This is a genomic window from Legionella sp. MW5194 (genome assembly GCF_016864235.1).
Classification (GTDB): domain Bacteria; phylum Pseudomonadota; class Gammaproteobacteria; order Legionellales; family Legionellaceae; genus Legionella_C.
Genome location: NZ_CP045732.1, coordinates 2,212,728 through 2,238,364, shown reverse-complemented (window position 1 = coordinate 2,238,364; position 25,637 = coordinate 2,212,728). Strand labels below are relative to the sequence as shown.

Here is a 25,637-nt window from a genome sequence, read left to right as displayed (position 1 = left end):
ATGCAGACGGAATGGCATTTCTTTCAGAGCAGGGTCGCGAGACGGATATTCTTTTTATTCGTTATTTCTGCTTTAATCCCCATCGTCATTTTAGCCATTTTTCAGATTACCCAATTTAACCAGCAGGTTAAAGCCAATGAAGAAATGGCTGCACGAAAGGAAGTCAAAAGCCTTGGCATGGAGTTGGCCGGCACCCTCTTTGAGCTTGGCGATCAGGTCGATTCCTTGGGGAAAAGCCTTGGCAACCTCAGCGAAGAGGCGATTGTCACCGCCAGGAATAAACTGATGAAAGCGGTACCGGGCTTTATCGCTGTTTCCATAAAAACCCCTGATAATGTCATCCATCTCACCGAAAAACCGGTGCTCATTCCTTTTCCAGCGGTTAACCTAAATCCCGGTGATTGCCAATTGTTTTATTTTTCCACAACTGGGCCTGCGAAGGGTCTTTACTTTGTCTGTCGGCCCAATGCCACGTCTGTTTTATTAGCCCAGGCGGATGAGCGTCAACTATGGAGTCTCTCGTTAAACAACGACAACGCCTTGTTATGGATTGTGGATGGCGAGGGGCAGGTGGTTTTCAGCAACAGCGAAGAGCCTTTGCCGGTTAACTACCAGGTGGTTAAAAAAACGCACACACGCACCTTGTCGCAAGAACTGAATAATCAACCCTATTACGTGGCCTACTGGAGCCTTTTTCTCGATTACCGCCTGCAGGGTAAAACCTGGGCTATTGTCCTTGCGCAACCCAAATTAAGTTTCATCGCGCAGGCGAAATTTTTTGAAATTTTTCTGCCGACCACCCTTTTAGCTTTGCTTTTGACCATGTTTTTAAGTCAGTCGCAAATTAGACGCTACCTTATCCCGCTTGAGCAATTGACGGATGCAACTCGCCGTCTGTCCAGGCAGGATTTTGCTCCCACGCCGGTGATGAAAAGCAATGATGAATTTGAAGAGCTGGGTGAGGCGTTTAATTCGATGTCCAGCCAGTTAAACCAGCAGTTTAAAGCCATGTCAATTATGTCAGCGCTGGATCAGGCGATCGTGGACAAAGCGAGTGTGCGGCGTGTGGTTGATATTCTGCACAGCCGTTTAAACGAGTTGGTAGGGTATGATTGGTTATTAATTGGACTTGTGAAAGGTAAAAACAGGAAATCGCTGCGGATTTTTTTCGACAGCAAGACCGCAGTATCCGCTCCGCAGGAACTTGTACCCACTACCTCGGATGAACTGGCGCGTTACAGCCACTCACCGGAACTGACCTTAAGCCTGCCTGAGGACGATGCGCCTTCCTTCCTTTCCTGGTTTAAAGAGGAACAAGCGCATTTCATTCTTTTTCCCATCATTCATAATGATCAACCGGCCTCGATCGTCTGCCTCGGTTTTAGTAATAAAAAAAGACGAGATGGCTGTGATACGCAACCTCTGCACGATATTTTTCATCGCCTGTCCGTGGCGTTTACCCAGAACGAATGGCAGGAAAAATTGTATCATCAGGCTCATTATGATGATTTGACGCAATTACCCAATCGTCTGGTGCTGCGCCAGCAATTAAGTGAGGTGCTGAAGCGCAGTGAGAAAGAAGGCGTTTATTGTCTGTTGATGTTTATTGATCTGGATAATTTTAAAGACATCAATGACTCGCTGGGGCATGGTGTGGGCGATCTGTTTTTAAGTCATGTGGCAAAAACCATGGCCAACTGCATTCAGAACAGGGGGCTGTTGAGCCGTTTGGGCGGCGATGAATTCACGGTGCTGGTGGGGGATTTACCGACCCCTCAGCAGGCAAGAAGGACAGCGACTGAACTGGCTGAAGACCTGCTAGAGGCTCTGGACAAACCGTTCAGAATAGGGGAGGAGGAGTTTATTGGGTCTGCAAGCATTGGTATTGTTATCCGCTCCACGCAGAATACCGGGGATGATTTGTTAAAATGCGCCGACATGTCCATGTATCAGGCGAAGAAAGGCGGCAAACACCGTTATGTTTTCTTCAGCGATGAGCTTGAAAAGCAGGTGGTTGAGCGCAATCAAATCCTCCAGGATTTAAATCTGGCCCTAAAAGAAAATCAGTTCGTCCTCTATTTTCAACCCCAGGTCGATGCCGCGAGCGGTAAACTGGTCAGTGCCGAAGTGCTGCTGCGCTGGCTTCACCCCACGCGCGGCGTGTTGACTCCCCGGGTGTTTATCGCATTGGCAGAGGAGACAAATAGCATCAATGTCATTGGCGAGTGGGTCATGCGGGCCGCCTGCCAGCAGATTAAACAATGGCAGAAACAGGGCATTGTCGTCCCTCCCATCGGCGTTAACCTGGCTGCCAGACAGTTTACTCAGGATAACCTGTGCGATTTACTTGTGCGCTGTGTCAAGGAGTCCGGGTTGGCTCCTGCTCAAATTGAACTGGAAATCACTGAAAGTACCTTGATTGATAATTTCCATCAATCCATTGCCATCATGAATGAGTTGAAGGCGGCGGGATTTAAATTGGCGCTCGATGATTTCGGTACCGGGTACTCGTCCATGAGTTACCTTAAAAAAATGCCCATTGATGCCATGAAGATTGATCAAATCTTCATTGCCGATTTGCTCACCAATCAGAAAAATTACAGCATTGTGCGAGCCATCATCACCCTGGCGCAAAGCCTGGGCTTAAAACTGATTGCGGAGGGAATTGAAGAAAAGCCGCAGGGCGACTTGCTCTGCCAGATGGGTTGCTTTATTCATCAGGGGTATTATTACAGCAGACCCATCCCGGCGCAGGATTTTTTTGAAAAATACCTGGCGTCACAATTAACCGTTCTTCCCCATTAATTCGTCCAGCTTGGCGCCAATGTCTGGCATGCGCATCAGGCTCTCGCCAATTAAAAAGGTGTTAATGCCATGGCGCTGCATGAGCTCAATGTCAGCACGGCTGTTAATGCCGCTCTCGGTAATCAGGCATTTGTCTGACGGCAGGAGGTCTTTTAAATCAACACTGGTATGGATGTCGGTTTTGAAGGTATGCAGGCTGCGGTTATTGATGCCCATTAAGGGCGTGGGCAATGGCAGGGCGCGCTCCAGCTCTTCGCGGGTATGGCTTTCCACCAGCACGGCCATGCCCAATTCCTGTGCGATTTGACAATAATCACGCAATTGACTGTCATCAAGCAGGGCCACTATCAATAAAATGCAATCCGCACCCATCGCTCGGCTTTCAAAAATCTGATAACTGTCGATGATGAAATCCTTGCGCAACACGGGCAGGGACGAATGAGTACGTGCAATGTGCAGATTGACCGCGTCCCCCTGAAAGAAGGGTTTGTCCGTTAGCACTGAAAGGCAGGCTGCGCCATGCGCTTCGTAAATTTGCGCAATGACGGCTACATCAAAATCCGCTCGGATTAAGCCCTTGCTGGGGGACGCTTTTTTGATTTCGGCAATGATGGCCGGGTTGTTTGCCTTAAGCGCTTGCACAAAATCACGCAGCGGCGGCAGGTCGGTGGTTTGCAGACTGGGTAAGGGGCGTTGTTTTTTGGCCAATGCCACATCCTGACGCTTTTGTTTGGCTATTTTGGTTAAAATGCTGTTCATGTGTTAAGACCGGATTGCTGGGTTAAATCCCTGAGTTGATAAAAATGCGCTTTGGCAATACCTGAATCAATGGCCTTTGCCGCTAAGGAAATGCCTTCATGGATGCCCGCAGCGAGATCAGTGCAATAGAGGGCTGCGGCAGTGTTTAAAAGGGTAATGTCGCGTGCCGGACCCTTTTTGCCGGCGAGGACCTGTTCAATCAACTGCAGGCTTTCTGCCGGCGAGTTGACTAAAATTCCCTGCAGCGAGGGGTGGTATAAACCATAATCGGCAGGATCAAGCGTCCAGTGTTTAAATTCACCGTTGGCGTATTCAACCACGTCGGACACGGCATTAATGCTCAATTCATCCAGTCCATCCCGGGCATGAATCACCAGTGCGCGTTCACTGCCCAAATTGGCCAGTACCTCTGCGATGGGTCGAAGCAGGCGTTCGGCATACACGCCCACGACTTGTCGTTTAACCCGGGCAGGATTCACCAGCGGGCCCAAGAGATTAAAGAAGCTTCGAATACCCAATTGCTGCCTTGCATTGCGGACATTTTGCAGGGCTTTGTGGAAATAAGGCGCGAAAAGGAAACAAACCCCTTGCTTTTGCATGCAGGTTTTTAATTCCTCATCGGTCAAAGTCAGCTTGAAGCCGGCCTGCATCAGGAGATCGGAACTGCCGCTTGAACTGGAGACGGAGCGGTTGCCGTGTTTGGCCACTTTAGCGCCGGAAGCCGCGGCCACAATGCTGCTTAAGGTGGAGACATTAAAGGTGTTTTTGCCGTCTCCGCCCGTCCCGACGATGTCAATCAGCCCTTCGCCTAAATCGATGCAATGCGCAAAATCCATCATCACCTGCGCCGCGGTGGTCAATTCCTCAACGGTTTCGCCTTTCATGCGCATCAAGGCGAGGAAGGCGGCAATCTGCCCGTCCTGAAGCTCGCCCTGCATGCAGGCTTTCATGATGGCCTGCATCGCTTCAGCGGTTAAGTGCTGGCCTTCAATGAGCTGCTCAAAGAGTTTATTGGTATTCATGATTAAGAAAATGACTCAATAAAGTTAACCCGTGTTCGCTTAAAATCGCTTCCGGGTGGAATTGTAGACCAAATAACGGGTATTGACGATGGGAGATTGCCATAATGGTGTCCTCGGCCCAGGCATCAATGGCAAAACACGCGGGCAGGGTCGCGCAATCGACAGCAAGGGAATGGTAACGGGTGGCTTGAAAGGGATTGGGTAATCCCTTAAACAGTCCGTGCTTATGATGCACAATGGGAGACGTCTTGCCGTGGACAATTTCGGCAGCCCGATGGATTTGACCGCCGAAAGCATAGGCCAGGCATTGATGCCCGAGGCAAATGCCCAAAATGGGTATCTGCTGATAAAAGTGCTGAATGGCCGCCACCGAAATGCCTGCCTCCGCTGGGCTTTTAGGTCCCGGTGAAATGACCAGATGGCTGGGAGCAAGCTGCGCTATCTCGCTTAAGTCAATTCTGTCATGGGCTGCCACATGAACCTCAGCGCCAAGGGATTGAAAATAATGAACCAGGTTGTAGGTAAACGAATCATAGTTATCAATAATTAACAGCATGATCACAACGTAAATTCATCGCCCAGATAAACTGCGCGAACTTGTTGATTGGCGAGAATGGCGTCTGGCGTCCCTTCACACAGCAATTGGCCCTGGCTGACGATGTAGGCTCGGCCGCAGATGTCCAAGGTTTCACGCACATTGTGATCAGTAATTAAAACGCCGATGTTTTTATCGCAAAGGTGTGAAATGATTTTTTTAATGTCCAGGACAGAGATGGGATCAACGCCTGCAAAGGGTTCATCAAGCAGAATGAACCGGGGCTCAATCGCTAAAGCGCGCGCGATTTCCACGCGGCGGCGTTCACCGCCTGATAGACTCATCCCCAGGTTTTTTCGCAAATGGGTGATGTGGAATTCATCTAAAAGCTGGTTGAGTTTTTCCTGACGTGCCGGCTCATCCAGATCGGTGCGCAATTGCAGAATGCAATAAATGTTGTCATTTACCGTCATTTTGCGAAACACGGAGGCTTCCTGGGGAAGGTAACCAATGCCCATGCGAGCTCGCTGGTGCATGGGCGCCCGGGTAACATCCTGATCATCAAGAATAATCCGGCCTTCATCACAGGACTGCAACCCGACAATCATGTAGAAGCAGGTGGTTTTACCCGCGCCATTGGGGCCTAAGAGACCCACGCATTCGCCGCGATTAATCGACAGGCTCACTCCATTGACCACGGTGCGGGTTTTAAATGATTTTTTTAAATGCTCAGCGCGAAGAGAAGTCATGCCGTCTTCTCAACTTTTTTGACATCCTTTTTCTCAGGATGAATGACAATTAAGGTACGCGATTTACCGTCGCTTTGCGATAACACATGCTGCTTTACGGTATCATAACTGATTTTTGGCGCCGAGAAGGAATTGTCGCCCTGTTCCACCCGGGCATTGCCTATCAGTTCAATCAGATGCTTGTCTGGATAATAGCGGATGGTGTCGGCATAAGCATGCAGCAGGGGTTTGTCCAAAGCCGTTTGTGTCCAATAATGGGCCTGATTGTCGTTGTCGCCTTCGGCAATGGCAACCACCAGTTTGTTTTGCTGATTTCCTTCGGTGACAGCACGGGCGGCACGCAGATGGGTAGTTCCCTGATCGAGTTCCACGTGGCCCTCGTAGACGCCGCGGTGGGTTTGCTGACTTAAATCGGCAGCATCAGCCGACAGTTCCATGACTTTTTCGCGATCATCCGGCATCGCCGACAGCGTTTGCCAGGCCAGCAGGGAGACACCAAAGGCAAGGAATGAAATTAATTTACGCATCACGAGGCTCATAAGTAGCGCGCGCTCCGCTCAATAGTTGAACATGTTTTTGCTCAAGGTAAGCTTTCATGCCCTGCGAATGGACAATGCTTCCCGGGCGTTCAAAAATGACATCAAGGGCAGAGGTTGCAAGTTTCTGTTGGGGGAAATAGGTTAATTCGTCCGTTTTAAGGGTACTTTCTTCGGTATGCGCATCGCCTCCCTGGTGGACGACCACCTGCTTTAAGAAGGTAATTTCTTCACCACGGTGAATTGCCCGGGCCGAATTGGCACGGATTTCCCAGTCGGGTTGATCATCCTGCGCAATAATGATACGGGGCAACTTCAGCAAATGGGTATCCTGCTTGGGAATGTGTCGCAATTCCGGCGTCTCGATGTAATTGGCGAGCTTACCCTTCTCATCAAACTGGCTGACGGTGAGACCTGTAATAACAGTATCCGCAGTAATGGACAGGGTGCGTTTATCCAGACGAATGGCTGAATTAGAGGAACTGGCAAAATAATAGCCTGAGAAGGCCAACGTCACCAGGGCGCAAAAGAGCCAGACTGCCTGCTTGGCCGCGTTCATGAGGCGAAATACCCCGCTAAAGCGGCATCCTGTTTCTGCTGGGCGCTGAGTAACAAATCGCAGACTTCCCGCACCGCGCCACGGCCACCATGCTGATCGGTTACCCAGGCGGCAAATTCCTTGACCTGCCTGACCGCATTGCCCACAGCAATGCCCAAGCCGACGCGTTGAATAATCGGTAAATCAGGCAGATCATCGCCGATGTAGGCGATTTCATCCAGAGCAAAGCCCAGACGCTCCCGCAGCTGCTCAAAAGCGCTGCGCTTGTCGACCTGGCCTTTAAAGTAGTGCGTAATGCCTAATTGCTGCATGCGATGATCAATCACGGCATTGCGGGCCGTGGTAATGACGGCGACTTCAATGCCCGCGGCCATTAACAGTTTGAGTCCCATGCCGTCCTGGACATGAAAGGCCTTTAATTCATTGCCATGGTTATCAAGGTACAGCAGACCGTCGGTTAAAACCCCATCGACATCACAGATGAGGCATCGAATTTTTTTTGCTTTTTCAATCAGGTTGTTCATGTTTTCCCTTAAAAAACACCCGCGCGCAGCAGGTCATGAAGATGGATAACGGCAGTGGGTTTTTGTTCCTCATCAATAACCACCAGGGAGGTGATGGTGTATTTTTGCATAATGGCCAGGGCCTCGGCTGCCAGTGTCCCTGCCTTGATGGTTTTGCACTGCCGGCTCATGACCTCCGTCAGCGGCGTGGTATTGATGTCAAAATGCCTGGTGAGGGTGCGTCGAATGTCCCCGTCAGTATAAACACCGGTTAAACGGCCATGGCTATCCACCACACAGGTCATTCCCAGTTTTTTTGCGGTGACTTCAATCAGCGCTTCGCTGATGGTGGCGCGTTCGTTGACCAGCGGCAATTCCTCGCCGCGGTGGCAGAGTTCATCAATTTTAAGCAACAGGCGCCGCCCCAATGCACCGCCGGGGTGGGAAAGGGCAAAATCTTCAGCGCTAAAGCCTTTCGCCTGCAGCAGCGCAATGGCTAAGGCATCTCCCATGACCAGCGACACGGTGGTACTGGTGGTCGGCGCAAGGCCAAGTGGGCAGGCTTCCTGTTCAATGCTGATGTCCAGATTCACATCGGCGGTTTTAGCCAGTGTCGACTGGGTGTTGCCGGTTAGGGCAATCAAGGGGATCTCTAACCGTTTCAAGAGAGGCAGGAGAACCACGATTTCACTGGTATTGCCGGAATTGGAAATGGCCAAGACCACATCCTGCCGGGTAATCATACCCAAATCGCCATGACAGGCTTCGCCGGGGTGCATGAAAAAGGCAGGCGTGCCGGTGCTGGCCAGGGTAGCCGCAATTTTATTGGCAATATGACCGGATTTTCCCATACCGGTGACAACCACACGGCCTTTGCAGGCCAGCAAGATTTCGCAGGCTTTTTCAAAGCGTTCGTCGATGCGTTGTGTCAAGTCAAAAACGGCTTTCGCCTCGGTTTCGATGACGGCAAGACCCAATTGGCAAAAATTCATTAGAGGATGAATGTTTGTTAAGCTGGGGGCTATTGTAACAGAAACGATTTTTCTTTGCATGCGCGACAGGAACAAGCGCAATACTGCCAGACACTCGCGCCTAGGGAGCGTCGTTGCGAAAGGGGGGGCTGACTAATTCGTTCATTCTATTAATAAAAGCCTGCCTGCAGGAAAAGACTGGTTTAAAATTCGCAAAATTGTATCCTTCCAGTATATAATTACCCATTCACCCAAATCGGAACCATCATGCGAGATAATCTGGTGCAAATCAGCCAATTGACTTTTATGCGCGGCGCCAAGTGCATTTTTGATAAGGTTGATATGACTGTTGAGCGCGGGAAAATCACGGCCATTATGGGACCCAGCGGTAGCGGCAAGACGACTCTGCTGCGTTTGATCGGGGCGCAGCTTGCGCCAGACAGCGGCGAAATTCGTGTTGACGGCCAGAATCTTCATCAGTTGTCACGCAAAGCCCTTTTTGCAGCACGGCGAAAAATGGGTTTGTTATTCCAGAGCAGTGCCTTGTTTACCCATTTAAATGTCTTTGAAAACGTGGCGTTTCCCCTGCGTGAGCACACCAATCTCAACGAAACCATGCTGCGTGATGTGGTGTTAATGAAACTTCAAGCTGTGGGCCTACGGGGAGCGGCTGAATTAATGCCGGCGGAACTGTCCGGTGGAATGGTCAGGCGGGTAGCGCTGGCGAGAACCATTGCTCTTGATCCGCAATTGATGATGTATGACGAACCCTTCACCGGTCAGGATCCCATTTCCATGGGTGTTCTGGTGCGTTTAATCAAGCGCCTGAACCAGTTGCTGGGCACAACAACCATTATCGTCTCCCATGATGTGGAAGAAACCTGCTCAATCGCAGACTACGCTTACCTCATTGCCGGCGGCCGACTGATCGGTCATGGCACGCCGCTTGCCTTAAAACAATCGACAGAACCGCAGATTAAGCAGTTTATGCATGGCGAGGCTGACGGCGTGGTGCCGTTCCACTACCCTGCAAAACCCTATACTGAGGAGTTGTTAGATGCTTGACAGAATTGCACGCTTCGGCGGGCGTGGTTTGAATACATTGCAGACTGTAGGCAATTCCGGTCTTTTTTTATTGGGAATTTTTGCCCGCAAGCCTGATTTGCCGCGGTTATGGCCGGCTTTGCGTGTGCAATTGTATTCCGTTGGCTTTCTTTCTTTTTTAATTATTGTAGTATCCGCACTGTTTATCGGCATGGTGGTCGGTTTGCAGGGGTATAATACCTTGCAGAAATTTGGCGCAGCCAGCCAACTGGGGCAGTTGTTGGCCTTAAGCATTGCACGTGAACTGGGTCCGGTGATCAGCGCCTTGCTGTTTGCGGGCCGTGCCGGCTCTGCCTTGACGGCAGAAATTGGCCTCATGAAGGCCACCGAGCAATTGGCCAGCATGGACATGATGGGGGTGGATCCTTTAGGCCGTGTCATTTACCCCCGTTTTTTAGCCGGGTTGATATCCCTGCCTTTGTTAGCCCTTATTTTTTCAGCCGTGGCGGTTTATGGCGGGTATTTCATCGGTGTGGAGTGGTTGGGCGTGGATGCAGGAAGCTTTTGGTCCAACATGCAAGCCTCGGTTAACTTCCGGCTCGACGTGGTCAGCGGAATGATTAAAAGTATAGTTTTCGCTTTTGTTGTAGTGTGGATAGCTGTGTTTCAGGGATTCAGTTGTATTCCTACTGCCGAAGGTATCAGTCAGGCAACGACCCGAACAGTTGTGTATTCATCATTGGCGGTGTTGGGGCTTGATTTTTTATTGACAGCAATGATGATTGGAGGTTGGTGAATCATGAGCAAGCAACGGTACATTGATATCAGTGTTGGACTCTTTATGCTGTTGGGTTTACTGGCTTTCTTTGTCATGGCGATGAAGGTAAGTGGTATTTCAAGCTTTTCATCCACAAAAGGCTATCAGGTAACGGCTGATTTTACCGACATTGGCGGATTAAAAGTGCGTGCGCCAGTGACCATTGCCGGAGTTAGAATTGGCGAAGTGACGCGCATTGAACTTCAGCCGGGGGAGCTTAATGCCAAGGTAACCATGCTGCTTCGCAGCGACAAGCCCATTCCCTACGAGGATGTGTCGGCACGCATCCTGACGGAAGGGCTGCTGGGGTCAAACTACATCAGTATTGTCCCCGGTTTTGAGGATGAAGGCGAGGGCAAACACCCCTACCTTCGTGAGGGGGATGTGATTGCCAAAACTCAGGAAGCCATCATCCTTGAGAATTTAATTGGGCAACTCTTATTCAATATTAAGAAATAGGATCGAGAATGCAAAAAATAAAAACCCTTCTTTTTTTCATGGCCTGTTCACTGACCTCTTTATTATGGGCGGCTTCCAACCCCGTTCCCATGCTGGAGACCGCAGCGAATCAAATTCTTTCCACCCTGGAAAAAAACAAGGCCTCCTTAAAAAACAACCCACAGGTGATCTACCGCGCCGTCGAGCAATCACTGCTGCCAAATGTTGATGTCAGCGGCATGTCGCGCTCGGTGCTGGGACGTCAGGCCTGGATGAAAGCGACCCCGAGCGAGCGTCAGCAATTTTCTCAGGCGTTTACGCAACTGGTTATTCGCACCTATGCCAGCCCCTTGGCTGAATACACCGATGAAACCGTAAAATTTCTGCCTGTACGGGGATCGCTTGAAGGGCGGTTTTTACGGGTAAACAGCCTCATTGTCCGATCCAATGGCAAAAACATTCCGTTAAGTTACAGCCTTGTGGCTAAAAATGGCCAATGGAAGATTTATGATTTGAGCGTGGAGGGAGTGAGTCTGCTGCAGAGTTTCCGTTCCCAGTTTGCTCAGGCGCTGCAGAATTCCAATATGCAGGACCTCATTAAGCAAATGCGCGAACGCAGTAAAAAAGCAGCTTAACCATGCCAACGTTCAAACCAGACAACCCAATGACTTTCGATACCGCGGAGGCCTGCCGTCGCCGCCTTGTTGATTTTCTTAAACAAACGCGTGAATCGGATGTGATCATGGATTTAAGTGAAGTCAGCCATTGCGACAGCGCGGGGCTTGCGTTGCTGATTGAGGCACAGCGCCTGTGTCGACAATTGCATAAACGCTGCCAGATCACTAATATTCCGCCCTTAGTCCATGCGCTCGCCGAATTTTGCGGTTTGGAAAAAATCGTGGTCTCCTGACAAGTCAGGCAAAAGAACAGAAGGCGAGTATGCCTCGTCTCGAATAAAGTGGAACTGTTGTATGATTAACAATGAAGAAATAGAAAAAAAATTGTCAGTAATCGAGGGCGTTCATGTCGTTAAGGTGGAGGGTGATGGGTATCATTATCACTTGACCATTGTGTCGGATGCGTTCGTGGGCAAAACCCGGGTGGCTCGACAGCAATGGGTGTATGCGCAGTTAAAAGAATATATTACCAGCGGTCGTCTTCATGCCTTGACGATGAAGACCTGGACTCAAGAAGAATGGGGGAAGCAGCATGGATAAATTAGTGATTAACGGCGGCAAGGCATTAAACGGGGAAGTGGTCATATCGGGTGCAAAAAATTCAGCGCTCCCTATCATGGCGGCCACCTTGCTGGCAACGGACAACGTCACCATCGCCAACGTCCCCCACTTGAAAGACGTGACCACCATGATGGAGTTATTAGGCCAATTGGGCGCGCACCTCATTGTGGATGAAAAAATGAACGTGCAGATTTCTGCCAGTCAGGTGAATGAATTTGTCGCACCCTATGAACTGGTTAAAACCATGCGCGCATCCATTCTGGTCTTAGGCCCCTTATTGGCGCGTTTCGGCCGCGCGGATGTTTCTCTGCCCGGCGGTTGTGCGATTGGTACCCGCCCGGTTGATTTGCATCTGAAAGCACTCAAAGCCATGGGCGCCGAGATTACCGTTAAGAATGGGTACATTAAGGCCCGCTGTCGACGCGGCCGCCTGCAGGGTAAACCCCTGGTGTTTGATACAGTGACTGTGACCGGCACAGAAAACGTGCTGATGGCTGCCGTGCTGGCCGAAGGGAAAACCATCATTAAAAATGCGGCCCGTGAACCGGAAGTGGTTGATTTGGCCAATTTCCTGATTCAGATGGGTGCGCAAATCAGCGGCGCGGGTACGCCCACCATTGAAGTGGAAGGCGTTGAAGCCCTGCGCGGTGGCAACTACACGGTGATGCCCGATCGCATTGAAGCCGGGACCTATTTAACCGCAGGCGCCATTACCCGCGGCAAGGTCACGGTCCGACGCGTTAAGCCGGATAACCTGTTGTCCATGTTGTGCAAATTTGAAGAGGCCGGGGCTGAATTGACCCTGGGTGAAGACTGGGTCACCTTAAACATGCACGGCCTGCGTCCCCAGGCAGTTAATATCGCAACCGCCCCGTATCCGGCGTTCCCTACCGACATGCAGGCTCAATTCATGGCGCTCAATGCCATTGCGGACGGTGCGTCGTCGGTGATTGAAACCATTTTTGAAAATCGCTTCATGCACGTGCAGGAACTGCAACGCATGGGTGCGCAAATCCGCTTGAACGGCAATACCGCCATGATCAACGGCGTTGAAAGGCTGACCGGTGCGCCGGTGATGGCCACGGATCTGCGGGCCTCAGCCAGTTTGATTCTGGCCGGTCTTGCGGCCGAAGGCGAAACCTTTGTCGAGCGCATTTACCATGTGGATCGCGGCTATGAGCGCATTGAAGAAAAATTATCCACGTTGGGCGCAGACATCCGGCGAGCGTCATCGCGGTGATCACGCGTCAGGTGTTAGTCGATTACCTTCATACCCTGCTTGCGGTCAGTGACTTTAATGACTACGCACCGAATGGGTTACAGGTTGAAGGCCAGGCGTCCATCCGGCGCATCTGTACCGCGGTAACCGCGAGCGAAGCGGTTATTCGACAGGCAGCGGCTGTTAAAGCCGATGCCTTGCTGGTTCATCATGGCTATTTCTGGCGCGGAGAGCCGCCGACCATTACCGGCATGAAGGGACGTCGCATCAGCGAATTGCTGCACCATCAAATCAATTTACTGGCCTATCATCTCCCCCTGGATTGCCATCCTGAATTAGGCAATAACGCGCAATTGGCGAAACGGCTTTCGGTTGATGAGGTGACTGCACACAAAGCCGGAGGCATCGACCACCTGCTTTGGTCAGGCACGCTGAATAAATCACTGTCGGTTAGCGAATTGGCAAAGCAGCTTGGTGACGCATTGGGACGGGACCCGCTGGTCATTGCCAGCGGCGACAAAGCCATCCAGCGTCTGGCCTGGTGCAGCGGCGGCGCGCAGGACTACATTGAGGATGCTTATCGACTGGGTGTAGATGCCTATTTCAGTGGCGAAGTCTCCGAGCGAACCTATTATCAGGCCAAGGAATTGGGTATACATTATTTTGCCTGCGGCCATCATGCCACGGAACGTTATGGCATACAGGCTTTGGGTGCGCACCTGGCTGACACATTTGATGTACAGCATCAATTCATTGACAGTGACAATCCTGTCTGATAATTCTGACCGTCAGGCATTCATTATTGTTGAAGGAACATCATGTCCAATGAAAAGGAATGGTTTAAAACCATTAATGAAATTCAGGCGATAGCCCAGAATGGCCTTGCTTATTGCAAGAATGAATTTGATCAGGAACGCTACCTGCGCCTGCGTGAGCTGGCGGCTCAGCTTGCTGCACCCACCAGTGAGAAAGCGCCTGACATTGCCCATTTATTCAGCTTTGAAACAGGCTATGCCACCCCCAAGCTGGATGTGCGGGCCTTTATTGTCAAAAATCACAAGATACTGCTGGCTCAGGAAAAGTCCGATGGTTTATGGTCTCTGCCGGGAGGGTGGGTGGATGTCAATGAATCGCCATCGGAATCCGTTATCCGTGAAACCCGGGAGGAAACCGGGTTTCACGTCAAGGTGATTCGTTTAATGGCGCTTTGGGACAAGCTCAAACACGATCATCCGCCGCAATGGCCGCATGCCTATAAATGCTTTTTCCATTGTGACATTGAATCTGGCGAGGTTAGGCCAGACAAGGAAATTGCTCAGGTGGATTTTTTTGCCATTGAAACCTTGCCGCCACTTTCCATCCACCGGGTGACAGAAAAGCAGCTGCAACGTCTTTATGAAACAATCGGGAAGCGCGAAGCCTTGTTTGATTAATTCAGGTAGCGCAAATCCTGAGGGTTTTTATTTAGGGGCACTGATGGGAATTTTTCTTTCGTCAATCTGCTCATTCAACTCAAAAAAATCAGTGGGTTTCAGATTGGCTTTCCGCTCGATAAACCGAATGCGCTGCGCCAGACTGCCTGTCAGATTAAGCGTATCCCCCTGGTTAATCAGTTCTAGCTTTAATGCGTTGATCAAGTCAGCCGCCGTGGCATCTTCCTTGTCGTAATATTTTTTATATAGTTCATCGACGACGTCAGTGTGATGACGAAGCAAATGCCTTGTGACAGCCAGTTTAATTGTTGACCCAAAAAAAGAACAGGTGTCGGGGTTGTTGCTCTTGCTGTAGTCTCTTAGAATTTCAAGGGCCGCGCGAAAGTCACTGGCCTCGCTTTCAAGCTTATTGCTCAGGCCTGCCTCTTTTTGCCATAATCGTTCGTAACTTTGGGGGAAGGGTTTGGGCGGCTGCTGGTATTTATAAACCTCCCTGACCACGATGGCCGTCTCCATGTTCTCCTGGGTCGATTCTTTTTTAAGCAGCGGGCCAAGAACATCCTGGCGAAGGTTGTCGACAAAATCCGCCTCGAGGGCGTGTTCGCGAGTCATGGAAACAGCAACAGCCCGGTTGAATCGATTACCGAATGATTGATTGATTTCTTTAAATTGGGTTTCCGGTACCTTTCTTGCCTGATCGGCATGGGTTCCGACTAAAATAATTGGAGCATCCGGATTGACTTTTTGAAACGCCTCAATCTCTTCAATCGCGTATTTCACCGAGTCATGGTGTGGTTTTGCCAGGCTTAAATCAACACAATAGAGTAAAGCCTGGGAGTCTTTAAACCAGTATTTAACTAATTCCGGGGGCATAGCCGCCGCTTCTTGAAGGCTAACTTTTTCATTGCCGACGCTGAATTTGCTTTCCTCTGTTCCAAAAGAAAGGGAAGGCACCTTTGCGTAGCGCTCACCTGCCAATAAAAGCCTCAGGGTGGATTTACCTGAACCGGCGGGTCCAATAATAATAATTTTCATGATGAATACCTCGTAGTTGAAGTTATTTTAATGCCTGTAACTTAAGAAAATATTATCTGAGGGGCTGTTATCGATAAAAATTATTCTGGCAACGCCCGTGTGGTATTCCTGTTGCGGTAATCCCGTTATACTGAGCGAAAAATCAGGAATTTCAGGCATGTTTGATGTAACCAACTGGGCTTATGCTGATGGAAAGCCCGAATCCACCGCGGTGATTAAAAGTAATCCGGATGATTTTCAGGTCAATGAAAAACTGGGTTTTGAGCTGAGCGGTGAAGGGGAACACCTTTACCTATACATTGAAAAGCGCGGGCTCACCACGGAAGACCTGGTCAAAGCCCTGGCTGGCTGCCTCAACAAACCCGTCAAAGCCATTTCCTATGCGGGTTTAAAAGACAAGCATGCCGTCACCCGCCAATGGATTTGTGTGCACAGTTTACACAATGATGTGGCTGAACCGGATTCATTGGCTGGTGAAGGCTGGCGGGTTGTTGCCAGTCAACGACACCTTAAAAAATTAAAAACCGGGGTACTGGCTGCCAATGCCTTTCAACTCATTCTTAGGGCTGTTGATAATCCGAAGGATGTTGAAGCCCGACTGCAACGGATTAAGCAGCAGGGCGTGCCCAACTATTTTGGCGATCAGCGTTTCGGCAGCCAGAATCTTGAAAAAGCCTGGCAGCTTTTAACCCGAAATTACCGCGTCAAAAATCCTTTTTTGCGCGGCCTGTATTATTCGGCGGCGCGGTCTTTCCTGTTCAACCACGTGTTATCCGCCCGGGTGAGTCAAGGCAACTGGAATCAGGCCTTGGCTGGCGATGTCATGCAACTGGCGGGTACGCACAGCATTTTTACGGTGGAGGACATCGAGGAAAGTATACAGTCGCGTATCGATGAATGGGATATTTCTCCGGCTGGTCCTTTGTGGGGAGAGGGGAAGGAGAGGGTGAGTCTTGCGGCGCTGGCTATCCAGCAACAGGCCCTTGAGCCCTATGCGGATTGGTGCCAAGGGTTGGAAGCGCAGGGTTTACAGCGTGCTTACCGTCCCTTTGTGCTGGCAATCAGGGACTTAAACTGGCTCTGGTTTGAGCCCGATTGCCTTCAACTGCAGTTTGAATTACCGCCCGGGAGTTATGCCACCAGCGTGGTACGGGAGTTAACCCGATGCCCGGAATAGGGTTATGTATCAGACCGGAACACCATCCGGCCTGACAGGGTGATTACACCATGCTGTTTTGCGCGTGACTTTCTTCATGCACCTCATCGGCCGCCGTGGTTAACTCTTTCTCGCCAAGGGCCAAGGGCGCTTGCAAAATGTCTTCTTTACCGGTTGTGGCTTTGATGAGAGGCACACCATTTTGTTGAATCAGGCTCTCAAGCAGTGATTTGAGTTCTGGCATGTAAGGAAGTTCGGTTTGAGAGACTTTTTTTGTCTCTTCGGCCGTAGGGATTGCCACTTTGATTTCCTCCCCATCGGAACAGGTGATGACTAAGCCTTCCGATGTCAGTTGAATGGGAGGTGCCGGGGTTTTGTCGCCTTGTTTCTCGCAATGTTCGGTAAATACTTTTTTGATGGTGTCTTCATCGGCCTTGATAAGATTCACTTCCGTGCCTTCGATCACACGCTGGCCAGTGACTAAATTAAAGCCGGTGAGGTGATGGGCCTTTTTGCCGTGGAGAATGGACGAAAGCGAGATGACGCCCTGATAAGCAGCCTTGCAGCCCAAGTCGATAGGCACACCAATGACATAGCCCATGCCTTTGCCGGCATACTTCATGGTATTGCCGAGCATCCAGGCGCAGGAGACGCCTGAAAACGTTTCAACCAGTTTGCCGGCATAGGTTGGAGCAACCAGCATGATGCCCAGCGTACCGGAGGAGCCGGTAACAAAATACAACATTGCGCTTAAGCTTGTTGTCACAAAGGCGCGTATGGGTTGGGACTCCGTCGATTTGGCTATCACATTGCCCAAAATATAGCCTGTTGTGTAGCCGGTCATTTCCATGGGCCAGGCTAAGGCAGGAACCAGGACGGACGTTACCGGTAGGGCGGTTTTCGGTTTGGCATTCATTTTTTCACATTGACGGTTAATAAACCGGGAAAAATCCCGCCATTCGCTGTCACTGATTTTTGACTTGATTCGGCCGTTGATTTCATCCAGTTTTTTATCGTCTTTGAGGAATTTTTGAGCAGAGTGCAGGACGGTGGTGCGGGTTTCTTCATCAATGCTGATTTGTCTTAATTTCAAGGCATTGTCCAGAAGCTCAATTAATGTCGCCGATGACGAGGAGCGTACAAAGTAGTTTTGGTCAACCTGCGACTTGATGTAAAAAACAAGCGCAACCAGAATACGCAACGCATTCACATGCTTTTCGATGGCTTCGGGTTTGACCAGCAGAAATTTTTCTTTTTCAAGTTCATCGGGCTTCAACAAATCCTCTTTGAGGGCGTCAAGCATTTTTAAAATCAGTCGGGTTTGCTTATCGCGCGCACTGACATCGGTGGCGCCAAAAAAGCAGGAGATGGCATAAGGCTGGGGAGTTTTATCAAAGTCGATGTTTTTTATTTTTTTGTATTTCTCGCGAATTTCAAGCAAAATTTTCAGGAATTCGTCATCCAAACAGTAGGTCATTTTGCCACCTCATATCCTTGTTAATTTTATCTCCTAACATTTTATATTACGAAATTAGTGGTTAAATGCAATGTTAATTGATTAATTTTTACTAGATTGTTGCAGGAATGGGGTTGTAGTTGGTTTGTTTTTATTCATGGTGTGCTTATTGTGTTTTTTTACAGGCTATGCCATTAACCTCTTGAAAAACAAATGATATAGTGAAGAAAACAAGTGTGTACTGGTGTGAGTTATGACGTCCATCAAGCAATTTTTTTATCTGCTTCGCTTTTCCCATTGGAGCAAGTCTGCTTTTGTTTTCCTCGGGGTTATTTATTCGGGCACAATGGATTACCTTGTCGATGCTGTTCTTGCCGCACTGTCTTTCTGCCTCATCGCCAGTGCTGTGTATATTTACAATGACTTTCAGGACATGGACGAGGACAGGCTGCATCCCCACAAGCGCTTAAGGCCTTTGGCCAGTGGCGAGATTTCCTTAGACATTGCTTTTGGTACCCTGGTGATGCTGCTCCTGGTTGGGCTATTGATAGCCTGGTCTGTTTCCATGACGCTGGCGCTGATTTTAGCTGTTTATCTGCTGATTAATCTCGCGTATAACCATGTGCTTAAAAACATACCTATTCTGGATGTGCTTTCCATTGCCAGCGGTTTCATGCTGCGCGTACTCGCAGGCACCATCGGCATTGGGCTGCCTATTTCCTGGTGGCTGACGATTACCGCCACCCTCGTGAGCCTGTTGATTGCTCTGGGTAAACGACGTCTGGAAAAACAGTTGGGTTTAAAATACGAAACCCGACCGGTGCTTAAAAAGTACTCCACCCGGGCATTGGATTTTCTCATTACCGGTGTGGCCGTCAGTTGTTTTGTTGCCTATTTGCTCTACACCCTTTTTGTTCATGACGAGGCGTTTTATTTTCTTTTGACCCTGCCTTTTGCTGCCATTGGTTTGTGGCGATTTGCCTGGTTCACCATGCAAGACAGCGACAGCGATGATCCGGTGTCCCTGTTTTTCAGCGACAATCTGTCGCGTTTTAACCTGCTCTGTTTTGTTTTGCTGACCTTAGTCGCATTAAGTCCGCTGGGCGTGTTGAATCAATGAAGGTAAAAAAAACAGCCTGGGTGGTTTTTTTACTGCTCGGTTTTACCTACCTGTTCATTTTGCAGGTAAAGGCCATCTGGCCCTTTACCATTGATGACATGTACATCACGCTGCGTTACGCCAGGCATTGGGCCATGGAAGGGCAGTTGCTATGGAATATCGGCGAACCGCCGGTTGAAGGCTATTCCAATTTCAGTTTTCTAGTCCTTGCGGCCTACGTGTTGACGTGGGGAGGGGATCCGGTCTTTGCGTTGAAACTCGCGGGTGTCTTGGGGTTATTGGTTACCCTGTTTGCGGTTTATCGACTGTCGCGGCTCTGGTTTGATCGCGGATTGTCGTTGATTCCCTGCTACTGGCTGCTCTGGTATCGCGGGCAGATCATCTGGTCGGTAAGCGGCTTGGAAACCACGACCTACCAGGCATTGCTGGCCCTGGGGCTTTACTGCCTGTTAAGGACAGTAGGGTATCAGTGCACCCCTAAACCACGCAAGGCAGGCGAATGGCCCCGTGCGGTGCTCGCTGGCTTGCTGTTTACCCTGGCGTCGATGACCCGTCCCGAAGCGCCGGTGTTGATTATCCTGTTTTATTTCCTTGCCTGTTGGGATGTGATCAAACGACAGCGCGCGGCGTTAACGGCCCTGACTGTCAGTGCCCTCACGTATTTCGTCGCCTATACACCCTATTTCATCTGGCGATGGCACTATTATGGGCTTTTATTTCCCAATCCGGTGTATTGTAAAGGTCACTCGTTCGAATGGTTTGTTCTTTGCAGGGAATACCTGTCGTTAGCCTGGCCGTTTCTGCTCCTGGCCCTCTATGCAGCCATAAGGGAACGCGGCAGCGAGTTGCCATGGTATTTTCTGTTGCCCAGTGCCATTTACATGCTGTTGCTGGTGAGGGCTGATGCCCTTGTGGCTTTTGATACGCGCCTTTTTTTACCCGCGTTCGCGCTGCTTTTGCCTCTATCCCTGCAGGGAATAAAAGCGCTTTTAAAGCGTTTTTTAGAGGGAGAAGACCCTGCGGTTTTTCGTATGGCCATGCTGATGGCTTCGTTTCTAATGGCTTTCTTTTTTATCCCTGCCATGACCCTGTCGCAATTACGGTATTTTACGCAAAATCCGATTGCCGGTGAGCAACTGAGAATGAAAGTCATTGAATGGCTCGCCCGGCACACGACTGAAAACAGTCGGGTGGTTTTAGGCGACAGCGGGTTTATTCCTTATTACAGTCGATTGCGTTTTATTGACTCATTCTGCTTGAACAATAAAGCCATGGCGTTGCAGCCGCCCGCCGAACGCGATCAGTGGTTTTGCAAATCCATCCCCTCGTTAAAACCTGATGTGGTCATTTTGACCTCTCTGACAGAAAACAACACCCTCCATTACCTGCCAGTCGATCAATGCCTGCAGAAGGAGTTGACAATGAACAGGAATTACCAATTGAAAGCCCTTGTTTACACCGTCGCCAATCAGCAGGCCTACCGCTATGAAATCTTTCAGTTATCAGGTGGGGAGCCGCTCTCCCTTATCCCCGGTAGGACGTCAACGGATTCCGTGGGTGATGAATGAGGCTTTTAAGAAAACTTACTCTCTGCCATTGCATTTTAAGACAAAGACTTTAGTATAACCTCCTTAAGTTCTCTTTGCTGGTACCTGTGGAATCAGGATTAAATCAAAGGATGTGTCAACCATGTCAATTGTTGGTGGATTATTGTCGAAAGTATATAAAAAATTGCCTTCGCTGATGTTTGATATCGCCGCTATTCCTGCCGCCTGGTATTTTGCTTATTGGCTGCGCTACAACCTGCAGCCATTCCCTCACCATTTGACCTCAATCTACTCTGTTGCCGCGCTGTTACTGCTCATGACTATTCAGGTGGGCTGTTATTACTACTGCAAAGTCTACCGGGGACTTTGGCGTTTTACTTCGATTAATGATGTGATTCGGATTATCAAGGCGACGCTGCTGGCGATTGGTCTGGTCATCCCGGTTTTTTATTTAACCTCCTTGCTGCAGCATGTGCCGCGCTCCATTTTACCCATGTATGCCCTGGGATTGATGACCTTGCTTTGCGGCGGTCGCCTGGTCATGCGCATGTATCGCGATCGCAAGGGGCGTGAGGACCTGTCACTGGAAACGAAACGGGTATTGGTGATCGGCGCCGGTCATGCAGGCGAGGGTTTGCTGCGTGATTTGAAAAAGATGAACGCTTACTCTCCTGTGGGGCTGGTGGATGACAACCCCGGCAAACGCGGCATGGAGATCCATGGTGTGCGGGTTTTAGGCTCTGTCCGGGAGTTGCCGCATCTGGTGGTGAATCATCAGATCGATTTGCTTTTTATCGCCATTCCTTCTGCCCGTTCGGCGGCGATGCGCCGTATTGTGGATTATTGCAGCCGAAGCCGTGTGCCTTTTCGCACCCTGCCCGGTATTTCGGCTCTGGTGAATGACCAGATTGAGGTGAAAGCCTTGCGCGAGGTCAGCATTGAGGATTTGCTTGGCCGAGATCAGGTGCAACTGGAGTGGGATAGAATAGCCGGTGCTATTCGCGGCAAGAAAGTCATTGTGACCGGTGGGGGCGGATCCATTGGTGAGGAATTATGCCGTCAGGTGATGGCCCATCATCCGGCACAATTATTAATCATTGATAACTCTGAATTTAATTTATATAAAGCGGATTATGAATTAAGGGAAGCGTTTCCCGAGGTGCCGCTGTTGTTGCGGCTGATTTCCATTACCGATGCGTCAGCCATTGATGCCATTTTCCATCAGTTTAAACCGGATTTGGTGTTTCATGCCGCGGCCTATAAACACGTACCCCTGCTTGAGGATCAAGTGCGGGTTGCGGTGCAGAATAATATTCTGGGTACCCAGGTTGTTGCCCTGGCGAGCGCTGAAGCAGGGGCAGAAAAATTCGTATTGATTTCCAGTGATAAAGCGGTGAATCCCACCAATGTAATGGGTGCGACCAAGCGGGTGGCGGAAATTTATTGCCAGAATTTAAATGAACGGGTGAAAACCCAATTTATCACGGTCCGTTTTGGCAATGTGTTGGGATCGGCAGGCAGCGTGGTTCCATTGTTTCAGAAGCAACTGGACGCGGGTGGTCCTTTGACGGTAACCCATCCTGACATCCAGCGTTATTTTATGACCATTCCCGAAGCCTGCCAGCTGATTTTACAAGCCATGGTGAATGGTCATGGCGGAGAGATTTTCGTTCTCGATATGGGGGAGCCGATTAAAATCAGTTACCTGGCAGAACAAATGATTCGTTTGACCGGCAAGGAACCCGGTAAAGACATTGCTATCAAATACACCGGATTAAGACCCGGTGAAAAACTGTTTGAAGAGCTTTTCCATGAATCAGAACAATTAGCGAACACGGAGCATGAAAAATTATTCAAGGCACGGTTCCGTAAAATTGACTGGCGAGAATTGCTGCAGACCCTGCGTCTCATGAATGAAGCTTGCCAGACGCATAATCAGGATGAGTTGCATGTGCTGCTTAAAAGTCTGGTACCCGAGTTTACTACACGCTTTGAAACCCCCCATGAATCCGATTGCAGGAATTGACATGACCATCAGTTACGACGAATTTGCCAACGTTGATTTACGTTCCGGAACAGTTATTAAAGTGGAACCTTTCCCCCGTGCCCAAAAACCTGCCTATAAAGTCTGGGTGGATTTCGGGCCGCAATTAGGGGTATTGCAAGCCTCGGCACAGGTCACGCGTCATTACACGCCTGAGACGCTGATGGGCCGCACAGTCATTGGGTGCGTCAATCTGGGCGAAAAAAACATTGCCGGCTTTACTTCGCAGTTTTTACTGGTCGGATTTTCGGATGAGCAAGGAGCGATTTGCCTGGCCACGGTCGACAAACCGGTTCCCAATGGACAAAAACTCCATTAAGCGGCATTGACCTCCTGTTGCTAATCTGATGTGATGGAAGCTCGTCTTTCACTATGGAATGATCATGAAAATCGTAATTATTGGCGCATCCGGTACAATTGGCACGGCCATCGTGCAGGCGCTCGAAACAAGGCATGAGGTGATTAAAGCCAACTACAGTGGCGGCGATATTCAGGTTGATATTACCGACAATCAATCGATTGCCAATCTCTTTAAGCAGATTAAACACATCGATGCGGTGGTTCTGGCAACCGGAAAGGTTCAGTTTGATGATTTCATGGCCATGGATGATGCCGCCTACCAGATTGGCCTTAAAAACAAGTTGATGGGGCAGGTCAATGTGGTGCTTGAAGGCCGAAAGCATTTGAATGAGGGCGGATCATTTACCTTAACCAGCGGAATTTTAAGCCGTGATCCAATTCGTTATGGTACTTCCGCATCCATGGTCAATGGGGCAATTGATTCCTTTGTTATTGCGGCAGCCATTGAAATGCCCCGCGGCCTGCGCATCAATGCCGTCAGTCCGACGGTGATTGAGGAAGCCATGGACAATTATGCGCCGTATTTCCGAGGCTACGCGCCTGTCACCGCTGCCCGTGCCGCGCTGGCTTACAGTAAAAGCGTGGAAGGATTGCAAACCGGTCAGGTTTACCGTGTGGAGTAAGAAGGCTTGCCTGACGCTGGAATGGGATTCCCCGCCTTCGCGGGGATACCAGGAATTGATTAATCCGACGCTTTCTTTCGATCCGGGAAGATGTCTTTGAACTGAACGTGTTTGTTGCGCTCCATAGCCTGGACGCGTTTTTTATGAAAACCGCCCAAAGTGTAAACCAGAATGGGACCAATAAAGCTGAAAAGACCCATGGCGAAGGCAATTTTATAAGACATGTCTTTGTTTAATAACAACAGGATTAAACAAATCACCATCAGAAAGATGGCCACAAGGCCAGTATAGGGCGAGCCAGGCGTTTTGTAGCGCAAATCATCGGTGGTATAACCGGCTGCATACAGGCGCTTGCGAAAATTAATCTGCGCCCAGCAGAGTGAAATCCAGGCGGTGGCGCCGGTGAAGCCGGAAACCAGCAGCAGCGCAATGTAGAGCATGGATTGGCCGAAGAAATAACCGGCAGCCAACAGCAGCCAGATGGCAATCAGCGTCACAATCCCCGCATTCTGGGGGACGGCATTGCGGTTGAGTTTGCTCAAGACATGAGGTGCCATGCCATTGCGTGCCAGAGCATTTAAAGAACGTACAATTCCGTAAACGCCGGAATTAGAGCAGGAGAGAGTCGCTGTCAATGTCACAAAACTGGTGGCGGCCCCGGCCCAATGCAGACCATAAAAATTCAGCGCATCCGCAAAGACCGAATTGGCAAGTCCCGCTTTTTGCCAGGGGAAAATTAAAACCAGGCAGAACACAGGAATAATGTAAATGAATAAAATCCTGAACGTGACATTGCGCACGGCACGTGGAATCATTCGCGCCGGGTCGATGGATTCGCCCGCAGCAAGGCCGATGATTTCCGAGCCTTGGTAATTAACCAGCAGCAACACCATGGCCGTCAGCAAGACCAGGTAGCCATTAGGAAACATGCCACCCTGATCAAAAATGAATCGTCCGCCAATCACCCCGGCCGGTTGTGGACCATGAATAAAACCGAAGAAAATCAGGATGGACAATCCCACAAACCCCATTAACGCCGTGATTTTAATAATGGCAAGCCAAAATTCGATCTCACCGAAGGTACCCACTTTGGCGATATTGATGTAGGTGATGAGCAGGCCGAAACACACCGCCCAGACATAGCCGTTAATGCCGGTAAAATGCTGCATGATAATGCCGCCGGCGATGCATTCGGCGGGGATGTAGGCTACCCAGCTAATCCAGTAGGACCAACCGACGCCGCAGGCAATGGACGGGGAAATGAATTCAGCGGTGTAGTTAATGAAAGAGCCGGAAATGGGAATGGCCACCGCCAGTTCACCCATACACAACATGGTGAGATAAATGATTAATCCACCTAACACATAAGCAATGAATACAGCGGGGCCGACCTGGTTAATGACTTCACCAGTACCAAGAAAATAACCTGATCCGATAATACCGCCTAATGCAATCAGTTGGACATGACGGTCTTTTAATCCGCGCTTGTAGCCGCCATCATCAATTGGCGAGCTGGTGGTATGGTTGTAATTAATCACTAACTGTTTGGTCTCTCAAAAAAGTTAATAGGGAGGCAGAATTGTACAATAATTTTATAATCTGTCCATATTTTTTTACGGAGAAAAAGGACGGGAAAGAGATTTTTATAAGAAAATCTTCTTGAACGCA

27 protein-coding genes are annotated in these 25,637 nt (G+C 49.8%); 16 read left to right on the top strand and 11 right to left on the bottom strand.

Annotated features, from left to right (window positions below):
• Positions 1–2,805, top strand: a complete 2,805-nt coding sequence (locus GH742_RS10380; protein WP_203454895.1) for an EAL domain-containing protein — start codon at positions 1–3, stop codon at positions 2,803–2,805.
• Here GH742_RS10380 and trpC read toward each other — a convergent pair.
• Genes trpC through GH742_RS10340 form a run of 8 tightly spaced genes read right to left on the bottom strand, consistent with a single transcriptional unit; the run spans position 2,785 to position 8,460 of the window.
• Positions 2,785–3,564 carry an indole-3-glycerol phosphate synthase TrpC gene (gene trpC, locus GH742_RS10375; protein ID WP_203454894.1) on the bottom strand — a complete coding sequence of 260 codons (780 nt, stop codon included), beginning with the start codon at positions 3,562–3,564 and terminating at the stop codon, positions 2,785–2,787. The genes GH742_RS10380 and trpC overlap by 21 nt on opposite strands.
• Positions 3,561–4,586: an anthranilate phosphoribosyltransferase gene (trpD, locus tag GH742_RS10370; protein WP_203454893.1), complete on the bottom strand. Its 1,026-nt coding sequence runs from the start codon at positions 4,584–4,586 to the stop codon at positions 3,561–3,563. The genes trpC and trpD overlap by 4 nt, the downstream gene beginning before the upstream one ends.
• The gene (locus GH742_RS10365) at positions 4,573–5,142 is read right to left on the bottom strand and encodes an aminodeoxychorismate/anthranilate synthase component II (RefSeq protein ID WP_203454892.1); all 570 of its coding nucleotides are present in this window, start codon (positions 5,140–5,142) and stop codon (positions 4,573–4,575) included. Before GH742_RS10365 ends, trpD begins: the two co-directional genes overlap by 14 nt.
• 2 nt (positions 5,143–5,144) lie before the next feature.
• Positions 5,145–5,870 carry an LPS export ABC transporter ATP-binding protein gene (gene lptB, locus GH742_RS10360; protein WP_203454891.1) on the bottom strand — a complete coding sequence of 242 codons (726 nt, stop codon included), beginning with the start codon at positions 5,868–5,870 and terminating at the stop codon, positions 5,145–5,147.
• Positions 5,867–6,397 (bottom strand): lipopolysaccharide transport periplasmic protein LptA, encoded by a 531-nt coding sequence (lptA, locus tag GH742_RS10355; RefSeq protein ID WP_203454890.1) that lies wholly within the window; start codon positions 6,395–6,397, stop codon positions 5,867–5,869. Before lptA ends, lptB begins: the two co-directional genes overlap by 4 nt.
• A complete protein-coding gene (lptC, locus tag GH742_RS10350; RefSeq protein WP_203454889.1) occupies positions 6,390–6,965 on the bottom strand; it encodes an LPS export ABC transporter periplasmic protein LptC in 576 nt (191 codons plus the stop codon). Before lptC ends, lptA begins: the two co-directional genes overlap by 8 nt.
• Positions 6,962–7,489 carry a 3-deoxy-manno-octulosonate-8-phosphatase KdsC gene (gene kdsC / locus GH742_RS10345; RefSeq protein ID WP_203454888.1) on the bottom strand — a complete coding sequence of 176 codons (528 nt, stop codon included), beginning with the start codon at positions 7,487–7,489 and terminating at the stop codon, positions 6,962–6,964. The genes lptC and kdsC overlap by 4 nt, the downstream gene beginning before the upstream one ends.
• Positions 7,490–7,497: 8 nt before the next feature.
• The gene (locus tag GH742_RS10340; protein WP_203454887.1) at positions 7,498–8,460 is read right to left on the bottom strand and encodes a KpsF/GutQ family sugar-phosphate isomerase; all 963 of its coding nucleotides are present in this window, start codon (positions 8,458–8,460) and stop codon (positions 7,498–7,500) included.
• Positions 8,461–8,706: 246 nt separating this feature from the next.
• On the opposite strand from GH742_RS10340, the gene GH742_RS10335 reads away from it, so the two are divergent.
• The 9 genes from GH742_RS10335 (at position 8,707) to GH742_RS10295 (ending at position 14,628) form a co-directional block, all read left to right on the top strand.
• Complete coding sequence (locus tag GH742_RS10335) at positions 8,707–9,504, top strand: ATP-binding cassette domain-containing protein (RefSeq protein WP_203454886.1); 798 nt, start codon at positions 8,707–8,709, stop codon at positions 9,502–9,504.
• Positions 9,497–10,279: a lipid asymmetry maintenance ABC transporter permease subunit MlaE gene (gene mlaE, locus GH742_RS10330; protein ID WP_203454885.1), complete on the top strand. Its 783-nt coding sequence runs from the start codon at positions 9,497–9,499 to the stop codon at positions 10,277–10,279. Before GH742_RS10335 ends, mlaE begins: the two co-directional genes overlap by 8 nt.
• Before the next feature lie 3 nt (positions 10,280–10,282).
• Positions 10,283–10,759, top strand: coding sequence for an outer membrane lipid asymmetry maintenance protein MlaD (mlaD, locus tag GH742_RS10325; RefSeq protein WP_108290149.1), 477 nt, complete (start codon positions 10,283–10,285; stop codon positions 10,757–10,759).
• Positions 10,760–10,767: 8 nt separating this feature from the next.
• The gene (locus GH742_RS10320; protein WP_203454884.1) at positions 10,768–11,373 is read left to right on the top strand and encodes a phospholipid-binding protein MlaC; all 606 of its coding nucleotides are present in this window, start codon (positions 10,768–10,770) and stop codon (positions 11,371–11,373) included.
• Positions 11,374–11,375: 2 nt separating this feature from the next.
• Positions 11,376–11,648 (top strand): lipid asymmetry maintenance protein MlaB, encoded by a 273-nt coding sequence (locus GH742_RS10315; protein WP_203454883.1) that lies wholly within the window; start codon positions 11,376–11,378, stop codon positions 11,646–11,648.
• 61 nt (positions 11,649–11,709) lie between these two features.
• Positions 11,710–11,955 (top strand): BolA family protein, encoded by a 246-nt coding sequence (locus tag GH742_RS10310; protein WP_203454882.1) that lies wholly within the window; start codon positions 11,710–11,712, stop codon positions 11,953–11,955.
• Positions 11,948–13,216 (top strand): UDP-N-acetylglucosamine 1-carboxyvinyltransferase, encoded by a 1,269-nt coding sequence (murA, locus tag GH742_RS10305; protein WP_203454881.1) that lies wholly within the window; start codon positions 11,948–11,950, stop codon positions 13,214–13,216. The genes GH742_RS10310 and murA overlap by 8 nt, the downstream gene beginning before the upstream one ends.
• Entirely contained in the window at positions 13,213–13,971 is a 759-nt protein-coding gene (locus GH742_RS10300) for a Nif3-like dinuclear metal center hexameric protein (protein WP_203454880.1), read from the top strand. Before murA ends, GH742_RS10300 begins: the two co-directional genes overlap by 4 nt.
• A gap of 42 nt (positions 13,972–14,013) precedes the next feature.
• Positions 14,014–14,628 carry an NUDIX hydrolase gene (locus tag GH742_RS10295; RefSeq protein WP_239005200.1) on the top strand — a complete coding sequence of 205 codons (615 nt, stop codon included), beginning with the start codon at positions 14,014–14,016 and terminating at the stop codon, positions 14,626–14,628.
• Positions 14,629–14,655: 27 nt separating this feature from the next.
• Here the strand turns inward: GH742_RS10295 and GH742_RS10290 are convergent, their stop codons facing one another.
• Complete coding sequence (locus tag GH742_RS10290) at positions 14,656–15,663, bottom strand: DUF5617 domain-containing protein (RefSeq protein ID WP_203454879.1); 1,008 nt, start codon at positions 15,661–15,663, stop codon at positions 14,656–14,658.
• A 157-nt stretch (positions 15,664–15,820) separates the two neighbouring features.
• Here GH742_RS10290 and truD point away from each other — a divergent pair, with 157 nt between their 5' ends.
• On the top strand, positions 15,821–16,840 hold the full coding sequence (gene truD, locus GH742_RS10285) for a tRNA pseudouridine(13) synthase TruD (RefSeq protein ID WP_203454878.1): 1,020 nt from the start codon (positions 15,821–15,823) through the stop codon (positions 16,838–16,840).
• A gap of 43 nt (positions 16,841–16,883) precedes the next feature.
• Here truD and GH742_RS10280 read toward each other — a convergent pair whose 3' ends face one another.
• Positions 16,884–18,296 (bottom strand): hypothetical protein, encoded by a 1,413-nt coding sequence (locus tag GH742_RS10280; protein ID WP_203454877.1) that lies wholly within the window; start codon positions 18,294–18,296, stop codon positions 16,884–16,886.
• Between the two features lie 232 nt (positions 18,297–18,528).
• On the opposite strand from GH742_RS10280, the gene GH742_RS10275 reads away from it, so the two are divergent.
• The 5 genes from GH742_RS10275 to GH742_RS10255 all read left to right on the top strand — a co-directional run bounded on the left by GH742_RS10275 (position 18,529) and on the right by GH742_RS10255 (position 23,969).
• On the top strand, positions 18,529–19,395 hold the full coding sequence (locus GH742_RS10275) for a decaprenyl-phosphate phosphoribosyltransferase (protein WP_203454876.1): 867 nt from the start codon (positions 18,529–18,531) through the stop codon (positions 19,393–19,395).
• A complete protein-coding gene (locus tag GH742_RS10270; protein ID WP_203454875.1) occupies positions 19,392–20,963 on the top strand; it encodes a protein LphB in 1,572 nt (523 codons plus the stop codon). The genes GH742_RS10275 and GH742_RS10270 overlap by 4 nt, the downstream gene beginning before the upstream one ends.
• A 121-nt stretch (positions 20,964–21,084) precedes the next feature.
• Complete coding sequence (locus GH742_RS10265) at positions 21,085–22,968, top strand: nucleoside-diphosphate sugar epimerase/dehydratase (protein ID WP_203454874.1); 1,884 nt, start codon at positions 21,085–21,087, stop codon at positions 22,966–22,968.
• 1 nt (position 22,969) lies between these two features.
• Positions 22,970–23,305, top strand: coding sequence for a tRNA-binding protein (locus tag GH742_RS10260; protein WP_203454873.1), 336 nt, complete (start codon positions 22,970–22,972; stop codon positions 23,303–23,305).
• 64 nt (positions 23,306–23,369) lie between these two features.
• Entirely contained in the window at positions 23,370–23,969 is a 600-nt protein-coding gene (locus GH742_RS10255) for a short chain dehydrogenase (RefSeq protein WP_203454872.1), read from the top strand.
• Between the two features lie 59 nt (positions 23,970–24,028).
• On the opposite strand, the gene GH742_RS10250 is transcribed toward GH742_RS10255, so the two are convergent.
• Entirely contained in the window at positions 24,029–25,507 is a 1,479-nt protein-coding gene (locus GH742_RS10250) for an amino acid permease (RefSeq protein WP_203454871.1), read from the bottom strand.
• Between the last annotated feature and the right edge of the window lie 130 nt (positions 25,508–25,637).

What these genes read in the sequence shown, in the direction of transcription:
- GH742_RS10380 (WP_203454895.1), top strand. Translation starts at nt 1, where the DNA reads ATGCAGACGGAATGGCATTTCTTTCAGAGCAGGGTCGCGAGACGGATA.
- trpC (WP_203454894.1), bottom strand. Translation starts at nt 3,564, where the DNA reads ATGAACAGCATTTTAACCAAAATAGCCAAACAAAAGCGTCAGGATGTG.
- trpD (WP_203454893.1), bottom strand. Translation starts at nt 4,586, where the DNA reads ATGAATACCAATAAACTCTTTGAGCAGCTCATTGAAGGCCAGCACTTA.
- GH742_RS10365 (WP_203454892.1), bottom strand. Translation starts at nt 5,142, where the DNA reads ATGCTGTTAATTATTGATAACTATGATTCGTTTACCTACAACCTGGTT.
- lptB (WP_203454891.1), bottom strand. Translation starts at nt 5,870, where the DNA reads ATGACTTCTCTTCGCGCTGAGCATTTAAAAAAATCATTTAAAACCCGC.
- lptA (WP_203454890.1), bottom strand. Translation starts at nt 6,397, where the DNA reads ATGCGTAAATTAATTTCATTCCTTGCCTTTGGTGTCTCCCTGCTGGCC.
- lptC (WP_203454889.1), bottom strand. Translation starts at nt 6,965, where the DNA reads ATGAACGCGGCCAAGCAGGCAGTCTGGCTCTTTTGCGCCCTGGTGACG.
- kdsC (WP_203454888.1), bottom strand. Translation starts at nt 7,489, where the DNA reads ATGAACAACCTGATTGAAAAAGCAAAAAAAATTCGATGCCTCATCTGT.
- GH742_RS10340 (WP_203454887.1), bottom strand. Translation starts at nt 8,460, where the DNA reads ATGAATTTTTGCCAATTGGGTCTTGCCGTCATCGAAACCGAGGCGAAA.
- GH742_RS10335 (WP_203454886.1), top strand. Translation starts at nt 8,707, where the DNA reads ATGCGAGATAATCTGGTGCAAATCAGCCAATTGACTTTTATGCGCGGC.
- mlaE (WP_203454885.1), top strand. Translation starts at nt 9,497, where the DNA reads ATGCTTGACAGAATTGCACGCTTCGGCGGGCGTGGTTTGAATACATTG.
- mlaD (WP_108290149.1), top strand. Translation starts at nt 10,283, where the DNA reads ATGAGCAAGCAACGGTACATTGATATCAGTGTTGGACTCTTTATGCTG.
- GH742_RS10320 (WP_203454884.1), top strand. Translation starts at nt 10,768, where the DNA reads ATGCAAAAAATAAAAACCCTTCTTTTTTTCATGGCCTGTTCACTGACC.
- GH742_RS10315 (WP_203454883.1), top strand. Translation starts at nt 11,376, where the DNA reads ATGCCAACGTTCAAACCAGACAACCCAATGACTTTCGATACCGCGGAG.
- GH742_RS10310 (WP_203454882.1), top strand. Translation starts at nt 11,710, where the DNA reads ATGATTAACAATGAAGAAATAGAAAAAAAATTGTCAGTAATCGAGGGC.
- murA (WP_203454881.1), top strand. Translation starts at nt 11,948, where the DNA reads ATGGATAAATTAGTGATTAACGGCGGCAAGGCATTAAACGGGGAAGTG.
- GH742_RS10295 (WP_239005200.1), top strand. Translation starts at nt 14,014, where the DNA reads ATGTCCAATGAAAAGGAATGGTTTAAAACCATTAATGAAATTCAGGCG.
- GH742_RS10290 (WP_203454879.1), bottom strand. Translation starts at nt 15,663, where the DNA reads ATGAAAATTATTATTATTGGACCCGCCGGTTCAGGTAAATCCACCCTG.
- truD (WP_203454878.1), top strand. Translation starts at nt 15,821, where the DNA reads ATGTTTGATGTAACCAACTGGGCTTATGCTGATGGAAAGCCCGAATCC.
- GH742_RS10280 (WP_203454877.1), bottom strand. Translation starts at nt 18,296, where the DNA reads ATGACCTACTGTTTGGATGACGAATTCCTGAAAATTTTGCTTGAAATT.
- GH742_RS10275 (WP_203454876.1), top strand. Translation starts at nt 18,529, where the DNA reads ATGACGTCCATCAAGCAATTTTTTTATCTGCTTCGCTTTTCCCATTGG.
- GH742_RS10270 (WP_203454875.1), top strand. Translation starts at nt 19,392, where the DNA reads ATGAAGGTAAAAAAAACAGCCTGGGTGGTTTTTTTACTGCTCGGTTTT.
- GH742_RS10265 (WP_203454874.1), top strand. Translation starts at nt 21,085, where the DNA reads ATGTCAATTGTTGGTGGATTATTGTCGAAAGTATATAAAAAATTGCCT.
- GH742_RS10260 (WP_203454873.1), top strand. Translation starts at nt 22,970, where the DNA reads ATGACCATCAGTTACGACGAATTTGCCAACGTTGATTTACGTTCCGGA.
- GH742_RS10255 (WP_203454872.1), top strand. Translation starts at nt 23,370, where the DNA reads ATGAAAATCGTAATTATTGGCGCATCCGGTACAATTGGCACGGCCATC.